This is a genomic window from Yoonia sp. (assembly GCF_046292185.1).
Lineage (GTDB): Bacteria > Pseudomonadota > Alphaproteobacteria > Rhodobacterales > Rhodobacteraceae > Yoonia.
The window spans coordinates 1-11,483 of sequence record NZ_JBKBQY010000105.1 but is presented as its reverse complement, the minus strand read 5'-3'; the positions used below and the strand labels follow the sequence as shown (position 1 = coordinate 11,483).

The 11,483-nt window shown below is 62.0% G+C and carries 14 protein-coding genes; 9 read left to right on the top strand and 5 right to left on the bottom strand.

Annotated features, from left to right (window positions below; genetic code table 11):
* The 3 genes from ACK4TM_RS15270 to ACK4TM_RS15260 form a co-directional block, all read left to right on the top strand.
* The coding region (locus ACK4TM_RS15270) for an ATP-grasp domain-containing protein (protein ID WP_409702798.1) at window positions 1-1,313 on the top strand (1,313 nt) is incomplete at its 5' end.
* A gap of 73 nt (window positions 1,314-1,386) precedes the next feature.
* Window positions 1,387-2,505 (top strand): beta-ketoacyl-ACP synthase III, encoded by a 1,119-nt coding sequence (locus tag ACK4TM_RS15265; RefSeq protein WP_409702796.1) that lies wholly within the window; start codon window positions 1,387-1,389, stop codon window positions 2,503-2,505.
* 75 nt (window positions 2,506-2,580) lie between these two features.
* Entirely contained in the window at window positions 2,581-3,708 is a 1,128-nt protein-coding gene (locus ACK4TM_RS15260; RefSeq protein ID WP_409702794.1) for an NAD(P)/FAD-dependent oxidoreductase, read from the top strand.
* Window positions 3,709-3,716: 8 nt separating this feature from the next.
* Here ACK4TM_RS15260 and ACK4TM_RS15255 read toward each other — a convergent pair whose 3' ends face one another.
* Complete coding sequence (locus ACK4TM_RS15255) at window positions 3,717-4,664, bottom strand: L-threonylcarbamoyladenylate synthase (protein WP_409702800.1); 948 nt, start codon at window positions 4,662-4,664, stop codon at window positions 3,717-3,719.
* A gap of 113 nt (window positions 4,665-4,777) precedes the next feature.
* Between ACK4TM_RS15255 and ACK4TM_RS15250 the strand changes: the two genes are divergently transcribed.
* The gene (locus ACK4TM_RS15250; RefSeq protein WP_409702792.1) at window positions 4,778-6,484 is read left to right on the top strand and encodes an acyl-CoA dehydrogenase; all 1,707 of its coding nucleotides are present in this window, start codon (window positions 4,778-4,780) and stop codon (window positions 6,482-6,484) included.
* Entirely contained in the window at window positions 6,484-7,524 is a 1,041-nt protein-coding gene (locus ACK4TM_RS15245) for an MBL fold metallo-hydrolase (protein ID WP_409702790.1), read from the top strand. The genes ACK4TM_RS15250 and ACK4TM_RS15245 overlap by 1 nt, the downstream gene beginning before the upstream one ends.
* Window positions 7,525-7,529: 5 nt before the next feature.
* Here the strand turns inward: ACK4TM_RS15245 and ACK4TM_RS15240 are convergent, their stop codons facing one another.
* The gene (locus ACK4TM_RS15240) at window positions 7,530-8,315 is read right to left on the bottom strand and encodes a class II glutamine amidotransferase (protein WP_409702788.1); all 786 of its coding nucleotides are present in this window, start codon (window positions 8,313-8,315) and stop codon (window positions 7,530-7,532) included.
* A complete protein-coding gene (locus ACK4TM_RS15235; RefSeq protein WP_409702786.1) occupies window positions 8,315-8,554 on the bottom strand; it encodes a DUF6356 family protein in 240 nt (79 codons plus the stop codon). The genes ACK4TM_RS15240 and ACK4TM_RS15235 overlap by 1 nt, the downstream gene beginning before the upstream one ends.
* 105 nt (window positions 8,555-8,659) lie before the next feature.
* Between ACK4TM_RS15235 and ACK4TM_RS15230 the strand changes: the two genes are divergently transcribed.
* The 3 genes from ACK4TM_RS15230 (at window position 8,660) to ACK4TM_RS15220 (ending at window position 9,963) form a co-directional block, all read left to right on the top strand.
* The gene (locus tag ACK4TM_RS15230; RefSeq protein ID WP_409702784.1) at window positions 8,660-9,121 is read left to right on the top strand and encodes an Lrp/AsnC family transcriptional regulator; all 462 of its coding nucleotides are present in this window, start codon (window positions 8,660-8,662) and stop codon (window positions 9,119-9,121) included.
* Window positions 9,122-9,204: 83 nt separating this feature from the next.
* The gene (locus tag ACK4TM_RS15225) at window positions 9,205-9,339 is read left to right on the top strand and encodes an aa3-type cytochrome c oxidase subunit IV (RefSeq protein WP_409702782.1); all 135 of its coding nucleotides are present in this window, start codon (window positions 9,205-9,207) and stop codon (window positions 9,337-9,339) included.
* 9 nt (window positions 9,340-9,348) lie between these two features.
* Complete coding sequence (locus tag ACK4TM_RS15220; RefSeq protein WP_409702780.1) at window positions 9,349-9,963, top strand: hypothetical protein; 615 nt, start codon at window positions 9,349-9,351, stop codon at window positions 9,961-9,963.
* Here ACK4TM_RS15220 and ACK4TM_RS15215 read toward each other — a convergent pair.
* Together ACK4TM_RS15215 and ACK4TM_RS15210 are read right to left on the bottom strand one after the other, a co-directional pair.
* Entirely contained in the window at window positions 9,953-10,288 is a 336-nt protein-coding gene (locus tag ACK4TM_RS15215; protein WP_409702779.1) for an AzlD domain-containing protein, read from the bottom strand. The two genes, ACK4TM_RS15220 and ACK4TM_RS15215, sit on opposite strands and share 11 nt — an antisense overlap.
* Window positions 10,285-11,007, bottom strand: coding sequence for an AzlC family ABC transporter permease (locus ACK4TM_RS15210; RefSeq protein ID WP_409702777.1), 723 nt, complete (start codon window positions 11,005-11,007; stop codon window positions 10,285-10,287). The genes ACK4TM_RS15215 and ACK4TM_RS15210 overlap by 4 nt, the downstream gene beginning before the upstream one ends.
* Before the next feature lie 60 nt (window positions 11,008-11,067).
* On the opposite strand from ACK4TM_RS15210, the gene ACK4TM_RS15205 reads away from it, so the two are divergent.
* A partial coding sequence (locus tag ACK4TM_RS15205) for a formate dehydrogenase accessory sulfurtransferase FdhD (RefSeq protein WP_409702775.1) occupies window positions 11,068-11,483 on the top strand: 416 nt, incomplete at its 3' end.

Sequence of the window (11,483 nt, the reverse complement as noted above, 5' to 3'; positions counted from 1 at the left end):
ATGATGCGGGCATCCCGATCCTCGGCACGACGCCTGACGCGATTGACTTGGCAGAAGACCGCGAACGTTTCCAGCAGCTTGTGCAGAAACTGGGCCTGAAACAGCCCGTCAACGGCATCGCCCATTCCGATGCCGAGGCTTTTGCGATTGCGCAGGATATCGGTTTCCCGCTCGTGATCCGCCCGTCCTATGTGCTGGGGGGCCGCGCGATGGAAATTGTGCGCGATCAGGCACAGTTGGAACGCTATATCTCTGACGCGGTGGTCGTGTCCGGCGACAGCCCCGTATTGCTGGACAGCTATCTGTCGGGCGCGGTCGAGGTGGATGTGGACTGCCTGTCCGACGGCACTGCCACACATGTCGCGGGCATCATGCAACATATCGAAGAGGCCGGCGTGCATTCCGGTGACAGCGCCTGTTCCCTGCCGCCCTATTCGCTGTCCGCCGCGATGATTGCCGAAATCCGCGTCCAGACCGAAAAACTGGCCAAGGCGCTGCATGTGGTCGGGCTGATGAACATCCAGTTCGCCGTCAAGAATGAAGAGGTTTATCTGATCGAGGTAAACCCCCGCGCATCACGCACCGTGCCTTTCGTCGCAAAAGCCACCGACAGCGCCATCGCGTCTATCGCCGCACGGCTGATGGCGGGCGAACCTTTGTCCAACTTCCCGCATCGCGCGCCTTATCCGGTGACGGAAAACCCGATGGATGTCCTGCCCTTGGGCGATGCCTTCACGCTGGCCGACCCCAACACGCCGTGGTTTTCGGTGAAAGAAGCCGTGCTGCCCTTTGCCCGGTTCCCCGGCGTCGATACGATCCTTGGCCCGGAAATGCGATCAACGGGTGAGGTCATGGGCTGGGACCGGTCCTTCCCCCGTGCCTTCCTCAAGGCGCAGATGGGCGCGGGCACCAACCTGCCGCATGACGGCACCGTGTTCATTTCGATCCGGGATGAGGACAAGACAGCGGATATGGTTGAAGCGGGTAAAATCCTCCTCTCGCTGGGTTTCAATATCGTGGCGACGCGCGGCACCGCCGCCTGGCTGACTGAACACCAGATAGATTGCGAAATCGTGAACAAAGTCTATGAGGGCGGGCTGACCATCGTCGACCGCCTGAAAGACGGCCATATCGCGCTGGTCTTCAACACCACCGAAGGGTCGCAAGCGGTCGAGGACAGCCGCGATATCCGCGCCGTGGCGCTCTATGACAAGATCCCCTATTTCACCACCGCCGCCGCCAGCCACGCCGCCGTGCTGGCCATGCAGGCGCGCGAAGAGGGGGATATCGGGGTGCGGTCGTTGCAGGGGTGATCAGACGCCGCGTCCCGGTGGACATCGCGGCCTGCCCTGACCTAGGGTAGGCCACGCTTTACGGGGGTCCCACATGCATGACGTCGCCATCACCGGAACCGGGGTCTTTACCCCGTCCGAGGTTATCACCAATGACGAATTGGTCGCGGCCTTCAACGCCCATGCGGATCTGTGGAATGCTGAAAATGCCGATGCCATAGCGACGGGTGAGGTTGCGGCGAAGCCGCATTCCTCCTCCGATTTCATCCTTGCCGCGTCCGGGATCGAACAGCGCTATGTGCTGAACAAATCCGGACTGATGGACCCGGCCCGCATGTTCCCCCGCCTGCCCCAGCGTCCCGATGATGCGCCCGGCTACATGGCCGAGATCGGTGTCGATGCGGCGCAAAAGGCGCTGGCGGCGGCGGGCGTGGATGCGGCGGATGTCGATTTGGTGATCTGTGCGGCATCCAATATGGAACGCGCCTATCCGGCGGTTGGTGTGGAAATCCAGCAGCTTCTGGGTGCGGGCGGCTTTGCCTTCGACATGAATGTCGCCTGTTCCAGCGCGACCTTCGGACTCCAGACCGCCGTGGATATGATCCGTGCCGGATCGATCCGCCGCGCGCTGATCATCAACCCCGAGATTTGCAGCGCCCATCTGGAATGGCGCGACCGGGATTGTCATTTCATCTTTGGCGATGTGGCGACCGCGACTCTGCTGGAACGGGACGAGGGGCTGGACAAGCCCCGGTTCAAGGTGATCTCGACTCGCTGCGCGACGCAGTTCAGCAATAATATCCGCAACAACAACGGCTATCTGCGCCGCACCCATGATGCGATGGACGACCGCCGCGACATGCAATTCATGCAAAACGGGCGCAAGGTGTTCAAAGAGGTGCTGCCATTGGTCAGCCAGCATATCGCCGATCATATGGCAGCCTCGGGCGTGGTGGCCGGTGATCTGCGCCGCCTTTGGCTGCATCAGGCCAACAAGACGATGAATGATTATATCGGGCGCAAGGTGCTGGGCCGCGTGCCTGACCCGTCCGAGCAACCCAATATCCTGCAGGATTACGCCAATACGTCATCGGCGGGGTCGATCATCGCCTTTGCGCAGCATTCCGATGATCTGGTGTCGGGCGACATGGGTCTGATCTGTTCCTTCGGGGCGGGGTATTCTGTCGGCTCGGTCATCTTGGAACGCGCCTAGGGCGGGGCTTGCCGCCGGGCCTTTGGTCAGGCAGTCTGATTCCTGAATGCTGTTTTTACGAAAGTTTACAGATAGATGAAACTAGCGGTGATCGGGCGTGGGCTGCTTGGTGCGGCGGCTGCCCGCCATCTATGCGGTATGGGGCATGAGGTGGCGTTGATCGGGCCGGATGAGCCTGCGGAATTCGCACAGCATGACGGCGTTTTCGGCAGCCATTTCGACGAAGGCCGGATCACCCGGAGCCTTGATCAGCACCCGTTCTGGGCCGAGGTCAGCCGCGCCGCGATCGCGCGCTATGGCGACATCGCGGCACAAAGCGGCGTGGATTTCTATACCGAGGTCGGCGCGTTGCATTTCGGCCCTGCCGACCACCCCGATATCCTCGCCACCGGCAGGGTCGCGGCAGAACAGGCCATACCATGTGAAGCCCATGACGATGCGGGCCTTGCCGAAAGGTTTCCCTATCTGCGCTTCCCTGCTGGCACGAAAGGATATTTCGAGCCGCGCAATGCCGGATATATCAGCCCGCGCCGACTGGTCCGCGCGCAAACCATCGCGGCCGAACGCGGTGGCGCGCGGATCATCAATGCGACCGCATCGGGGGTTTCGGAAACCGCGACAGGCGTGACGATCCGCACGGATACCGGCGATATCACGGCAGAGCGTGTTCTGGTGGCGGCGGGCGGCCATACGCAATCCCTGTTGGGCCAGTCGCTGGGGCATAGGGTTTATGCCCGCACGGTCGCCCTCTTCCGTCTGGATGCGGCAGAGGTGCAGCGCCTGTCCGGCATGCCGTCACTGCGGTGCTTTGGACCAAGAGGCGAGACGCCTTATATCCTGCCGCCGGTCCCCTATCCGGGTGGCCAGACATGGCTGAAACTGGGCGGCGATCCGGTGGATATCCCGCTTGAGGGCGAGGCGGATATCAGAGGCTGGTTCCGTTCGGGTGGGTCCGAATCCGTGGCCGATATCCTTGAACAGCAGATCCTTGCGCGTATTCCCGCGCTTGCTTTCGCAGAGCGTCGCCACGTCCCTTGCATGACCACCTTCACCGGCGCGGGCCTGCCCTGCATCGGCCCGTTGTCCGCGCGCGTCGCGGTTGCAACCGCCGGGTGCGGCGCGGGGGCGAAATGTTCGGACGAATTGGGCAGGCTTGGGGGCATGGCGCTTTTGGGTGAGGTCAGGGCAGAGCTTGCGCCCTAGGTGTGGCGCTATCGCGGTGCAGCCGCCCGCCGCAGCCGGTCATTGATCGCCCGCCCCAGCCCGTGATCAGGAATCGGGGCGATGGCGATCTGCGTCGCACCCATCGTATCCAACTGATGCAGCCTTTCGAATAGACGTGCCGCCGCCTCGGTCAAGTCACCGGTAGCTGACAGGGTCAGGTCGCCTTCTACCGGGCCGAAACCCAGCAGCACCTCGCCCCGTTTGCGGTCGTTCGCGTTCAGACGCACCTGCCCTTTTGGCGCGTAATGCGACAGCAATTGCCCCGGTGATGTTGGCGCATCAGGGTTTTCCGCTGTGGCCAAAGGCTGGCCGAGGCAGGCGGCAATCGCCTCTGCCGGGATGCCGCCGGCACGCAGCAGCGTGGGTGTGCCCAGGCAGGATACGATGGTGGATTCCAGCCCCACCGCACAAGGGCCGCCATCGACCAGCGCATCAATCCGGTCGCCCAAACCGGCGCTGACATGGGCCGCAATCGTGGGGCTAATGCGGCCCGATGGGTTGGCCGAAGGTGCCGCCACCGGCCCACCGAACGCCGCCAGCAAGGCAGCCGCCACCGGATGATCCGGCACACGCACCGCGACGGAATTCAGTCCCGCCGTGACCAACCGTGATATCCCCGCATCCGCCCGCAGCGGCAACACCAACGTCAACGCGCCAGGCCAGAACGCCGCGGCCAAATGTCGCGCGTCACCGTTGAAATCGCAGATCGCCTGCGCTGCGGCGAGACTGCCAACATGCACGATCAGCGGATTGAAGCTCGGGCGTCCTTTCGCCGCGAAAATCCCTGCGACAGCATGATCATTGCGCGCATCGGCCCCAAGGCCATAGACTGTCTCTGTCGGAAAGGACACAAGCCCACCCTGCGCCAGAATATCAGCGGCGCGGGTCAGGCCGGGCTGGTCCGGTTTCAAAAGGAGGAGCGTTTGCTTGTTCATGACGTGGCGTTCAGGTTTGAAGGGTGACGCGGTCTTGCTAACCTTGTCATAAGCAACCTGCATAGCCATGACATCCTTCATTGCCAAGCAGCCTGTTGAAGTGGAGTTTTCAGATGCCCTATCGTGCCCCGGTCAGTGATTTTCAGTTCCTTCTGGATCATGTCGTCGGGTTCAGCGAAGTCGCAGCCACTGATCTTTTTGCCGAAGCCACGCCCGATATGACCAACGCGATCCTGACTGAGGCCGCGAAAATGTGCGAAGACATCCTCGCACCCCTGAACCACGCGGGCGACAAGCATCCCGCGCATTTGGAAAACGGCGTGGTGCGCACCCCGCCCGGTTTCACTGACGGGTATCGCGCAATTGCCGATGGCGGTTGGATCGGCATGTCGGCGCGGGCGGAAAACGGCGGGCTGGGCCTGCCGATGACGCTGACCACCACGGTGAATGAAATGATGTCTGCCGCCTGTCTGGCGCTGCAACTGAACCCGCTGATGTCCCAAGGCCAGATCGAGGCGCTGGAGCATCATGCATCGGACGAGATCAAATCCGTCTATCTGCCAAGACTGATCGCCGGCGATTGGTCCGGCACGATGAACCTGACCGAACCGCAGGCCGGGTCCGATGTCGGTGCCTTGCGCACCAAGGCCGAACCCAATGGCGATGGCACCTATGCGATCACCGGTCAGAAAATCTATATTTCCTGGGCCGACAATGATTTTACCGACAACGTCTGTCATCTGGTTCTGGCCCGCCTGCCCGATGGCAAACCCGGCACCAAGGGCATCAGCCTGTTCATGGTCCCCAAGATCATCCCCGATGCCGATGGCAATCTAGGTGAAACGAACGATCTGCGGGTGGTCAGTCTGGAACATAAGATGGGCCTGCACGGCTCGCCCACGGCCGTGATGGAATATTCCGGTGCCAAGGGCTGGCTGATCGGGCCGGAACATGGCGGCATGGCCGCGATGTTCACCATGATGAACAACGCCCGTCTGGGTGTCGGCGTGCAGGGGATCGGCGCGGCAGAACGCGCGCTGCAACATGCGCTTGCCTATGCGCAGGACCGCAAACAGGGCCGGGCCGGCGGCACGGGTGCCATTATCGAGCATGCCGATGTGCGCCGGATGCTGACCACCATGCGCGCCGATATCTATGCCGCCCGCGCGATTGCGCTGATGAATGCGGTGGCCATCGACATGGCCACCGCCACGGGCGATGCGACATGGAACGCGCGTGCGGCATTTCTGACGCCGATCACCAAGGCCTTTGGCACCGATGTGGGGGTCGAGGCGACGAATACAGGCGTGCAGGTCCATGGCGGCATGGGCTTTATCGAGGAAACCGGCGCCGCCCAATTTGTCCGCGATGTGCGCGTCAGCACGATCTACGAAGGCACCAACGGTATTCAGGCGATGGACCTTGTCGCGCGCAAGCTGATGGATGATGGGGAGGCCGCGTTCCGCCTGCTGGATGATATCGTGCGCGGCGCCGAAGGTGCAAAGGCAACCCATCCCGATCTGGCCCATGCCGTCTGGGAAGCAGCCGAAACCCTGCGCGAGACCACCGAATGGCTGATTAGCCAGCAGGATCTGAACGACCGTTTCGCCGGTGCGGTGCCGTATTTGCGCGCCTTTGCGCGGGTTCTGGGCGGGCATGCGCATCTGGCAAGTGCTGTCGCAGGCGATGCCGGGCGTCTGCGGCTTGCCACCTTCTATATCAGGCGGATGTTGCCGGAACATGCGGCCCTTCTGGCCCATACGCGCGAAGGTGCCGCCGATCTGGTGGCGATCACGGCTGACGATCTGGCAGCGGCCTGATGCCTGATGGTGTTGCGGGGATCAGGTATCCCTACCCCGACCCACCCTTGCCCGGCCAAGCGATCGAGGTCGCGGACGGCATTCTCTGGATGCGCCTGCCGCTGCCGATGGCGCTGGATCATGTGAATGTCTATGCGCTGGATGACGGCGATGGCTGGACGATCATCGACACCGGCTTTGCCAGCGCCGGGACCCGCGCGCTCTGGCAGGATCTGCTGAATGGGCCGTTGCGGGGCAAGCCCGTCACCCGCGTGATCGTGACCCATCACCACCCCGATCACGTTGGGCTGGCAGGCTGGTTCATCGCGCAAGGTGCCACATTGCATATGCCGCGCACAGGGTGGCTGATGGCGCGGATGCTGACGCTTGATGTGCAGGACCGGCCCACGCCCGAAACGATCACCTTTTATAAACGCGCGGGCATGGCCCCGGACGAGCTGGCACGGCGCAAGGCGGAACGGCCTTTCAACTTTGCCGATTGCGTGGCCCCCCTGCCGTTGGGATTTCAGCGCCTGCAAGAGGGTCAGACCATCCACATCGCCGGGCGGACATGGAATATCCGCATGGGAAATGGCCATGCGCCGGAACACGCGACATTCTGGTCGCGCGACGATGCTGTGGTGCTTGGCGGGGATCAGTTGCTGCCGTCGATCAGCGCCAATCTGGGTGTATATCCGACCGAGCCCGATGCCGATCCGGTGGGCGACTGGATGGCAAGCTGTCAAAGGTTCCAGCCCTTCGCGCGTGACGATCAGCTTGTCCTTGGCGGGCATAAACTGCCGTTCCGGGGTCTGCCGCTACGGCTGCAGCAGATGATTGACAACCACCACAATGCGCTGGACCGGCTGCTGGCGCATCTGAGCACACCACGCACGGCGGGCGAATGTTTCGCGCCCTTGTTCAAGCGCAGCATCGGTCCCGCTGAATACGGGCTGGCGCTGGTCGAGGCTGTGGCGCATCTGAACCATCTGCACCAGACAGGCCGCGCGACCCGCGATCTGCGCGATGACGGTGCCTGGGTATTCAGTGCTGCAGCCTGACACGCTCACACCACGGCGGGTGCCGGGGCGCGCCAGCCGATATCTTCGGTTTGCAGGCCGTCTACTGAAATGCGGCACAACACATTGCAGGGCAAGGCGGTCCAGCGTTCGGTGACGCCGCAGAGCGGTTCGGATGCGATTGCCCGCCCGCCATTGTCCAGCAGGCCGGACAGATACAAGGTCGGGCTTGCCCCTGTCGATGCATGCCGGAACGCATAGAGCGTCCGACCGTCTGAAAACACACAAGTCAGCTTGACCGGGCCATCGTCGCCTTGCGGTCCGATATCGCGCAATGTGGCCGCGATCGCCGCAGCCGGGTCACTGTCCAGCCCATGCGCCTGCATCGTCAGAAAGATCATCTCGCTATCCGTCGTACCGCGCCTTGCGTCGAACAAGGCGTCGGGCAGCGCCGCCGTCATCCGTCGCTTGATCAGTCCGAAATGCGGGATCTGACCGTTATGGCAGAACGACCATCGGCCCAGCGCGAAAGGATGGCAATTCGTGCGGCTCGTCTCGCCCACGGTCGAGGCGCGGATATGTGCGATGAACAGATGCGACCGAACCATGCGGCACAGATTCGTCAGGTTGTCGTCGGCCCAGGCGGGCAACACGTCACGGTAAAGGCCGGGGTTTTCGTCCGGACCATACCAACTGATCCCGAATCCGTCGCCGTTCACCGCCAGCTTGGCCTCGTTCGCGTGTTGGCTTTGGGTCAGCAGCGAATGGCGCGGGCGCACGATGATGATTTCCAGCGGAATCGCCGGGCCGGTATAGGCGGCAATGCGGCACATCAGTGGCGGCTCATGATCCGGGCGTGCAACCGCTTGAGGATGCGGCTGGCCGTGGTTTCACACAAGGCCGGGATCAGGGCATGGACCAAGGCCGCGAGCGACGCGACACCTAGCCAGAAGGCAAAGCCGAAAGCAAAGCGCATATGCGCGAAATAGGATTCGTTCACGCTGGCCGGGTGGTCCAGAAAGATCGTGGCGACAAGATTGCTGCGGGTCGTGTGCCGGGCTGTGTCGGACATGGAAACCTCTGGTGTTGGTGTTATGCCAACACTAGCGCAATTTGCTTCGAACCCGGTCCCAAATCCGCTTGTCAATCATAATTTTCTTGGGATAATATCCAACATATGAATGAAAAATTGGACGAAACAGACCGCCGTATCCTGAATTTGCTGCAGAAAGACGCCAGCCTGTCGGTGGACGATATCAGCGCGTCGGTGCATCTGTCGCGCAACGCCTGCTGGCGACGGATCAAGGCGCTGGAACAATCAGGGGTGATCACTGCGCGTGTCGCCCTGCTCGACCCCGCCAGGGTCGGGCTGCCGCTGATGGTGATGGTGCTGATCCGCACCAACGCGCATGACCACAGCTGGATGGAAAAGTTCCAGACCGCCCTGCGCAGCCTGCCAGAGGTCGTCGGTGCCTATCGCATGACGGGTGATCTGGATTATGTGCTGCGGGTCAGGGTCGCGGATATGCCAGCCTATGACGTGTTCTATAAACGGCTGATCGCGCTGATTTCCGTTTCTGACATTTCGGCCAGTTTCGTGATGGAGGAAATCAAGGATACCACGGCGCTGCCATTATAGGCCGGATGTGACCACCTGACCGCGTGACAGCCCCGGACAAATCGGCTAAACGGGGCGCAAATCAGACATGCAAGGAGCCGACGATGGCCGATCACGAGCCCGGTAAAATGGATATCACCGAACAGGAAAAGACCTTTAACGGTTTTGTCAGCCTGTCGATCAAAGCCGTGGTGATCATCGTCGTGCTGCTGATCTTTCTCGCCCTTGTCGGCGCCTGATCTTTGCCGTTGGATCGTCGTTTATTCCTGATCGGCCTGCCGCTGACCCTTGCCGGCTGCGCCGCACAAGAGGTGTGGGCACCTGATGATGTCGTGGCGCGCGCGATGTTCCGCGACCCTGACAACAGCTATCTGACGCTGTTCACGATGAAAAACAACGGCTCTGGCAATGGCGCGCATACGGCGCTGCTGATCAACGCCAGTCAGCGGGTGATCTTTGACCCTGCCGGGTCTTTCGTGCAGACGCGGATGCCCGAACGCAATGATGTGCTGTTTGGCGTGACCCCTGAACTGGAACGATTCTACATCAGCTACCACGCCCGCGTCACCTATCATGTCGTCGCGCAAAAGGTGTCCGTCGCACCTGAAGTCGCGGAGCAGGCGCTGATGCTCGCGCTGGCCAATGGCCCGGTGCCGCAGGCGCATTGCGCGCGCGCCACATCACGGCTGCTGCGCCAATTGCCGGGCTTTGAACGTGTCCGCCAATCATGGGGACCCAACAACGTGTCGGATGATTTCGCGAAACTGCCCGGCGTTGAAACCCGCGAATACCGCGAAGACGACCCTGACGACAAATCCGTCGCTGCCGCAAGAATAGCGGCAGAGCTGGCCGCTATAGACTAGCCGCAATCCACAGGGCCAGATAAAACGTGCTGATCCCCGCCCCGATCCCCCAGATCGCGCTGCGCGTCCGGATACCGACGCCGACGGTGATGATCGCGGCGATCATCCGCGCGGGGTCCGGCACACCTTCCGTCGCGGCGGGCCACAGCACCAGCGGTGCCACCATGCCCGGCAGCACCGCCACCGGCGTGAAGCGTAACAGCTTGAGGACAAGCGTCGGCATCTGCCGATCCCCGATCAGCCCCAGAAACGAAAACCGGATCAGGAAGGTGCCCGCGCCCAACAGCGCGATGATCAGCCAGATTTCTGCCGCGCTATAGGTCATGCTTGGCGCCCTTCGATCCAGGTTTCCATCACGGCCCCCGTCACCATCGCCGCGCCTGCCGCGATCAACAGCCCGGTGCCGGATGGCAAACCCGACAGCGCAAGCGCGACAACCACCGACACGGCCGCCGCCGCCACATGGGCCGGTGATTTCAGCATCGGCGACACCATCGCCAGAAACATGATCGGCACGATGAAATCGAGCGCCCAGGCCTCCGGGATCGCCGACCCCGCGAGGATACCCACCAGTGTCATGATGATCCACAAGGGTGTGATCGGTGTCGCCACGCCAAAGAAATAGGCAACGCGCTCAGCCACGCTCATCTCCGGGCGGCCCTCATAGCGGGTGATGGAGGTGATATAGGTCTGGTCGAAATTCAGATAGGCCACCAATGCGCGTTTCCATAACGGCGCCGGTCCCAGATAAGGTACAAGCGATGCCGAATACATCGCCATCCGCAGATTGACTGCCAAGGCGGCCAGCAGGACAAAGGCGATGCCAGCGTTTTCCATCATCATCTGCACGGCGGCGAATTGCGCGGCCCCCGCGATGACCAATACGGAAAATCCCATCGCCTGCGCGATGGTCAGCCCCGCATCGGTGGCCACGACGCCGAACACCGTCGCAAAGGGCACCGCCATCAAAATGAAGGGCGTGCCATCGCGCACCCCCGCCCAATAGGCGGATCTGGCAGGTGCTTTGACAGTGGAACTTGTCATGTCTTTGGCCTAGCTTGTATGTGTCGCGACAGACTTAACCGGGCGCATGGGGAATGACAATTGGCACTGCTTAACGACCTTTCATCCTATCTGATCGCCCCTGAACCCGGCGCGCAAAGACTGACGCGCGCAGTCACCGGCACCGACCAGCATGGCCGCAAAACCGACCTGCGGGTGGTCGAGGAACGCCCCCTGACGATCTACTTGAATGCACAGGAAATCGTCACCGCGATGACGATCGGCGATTATCCCCAATATCTCGCACTGGGCTTTCTGCGCAATCAGGGGATGCTGCGCGACGATGACCGGATCACCGGCATCGATTATGATGAAGAGCTGGAAACCGTGGTCGTGCGGACCGCTTCGCAGACCACCTATGAGGACAAGTTGCGCAAGAAGACCCGCACCAGCGGCTGCGCCATCGGCACCGTCTTCGGCGATATGATGGAAGGGCTGGCAGGTGTCAGCCTGCCCGA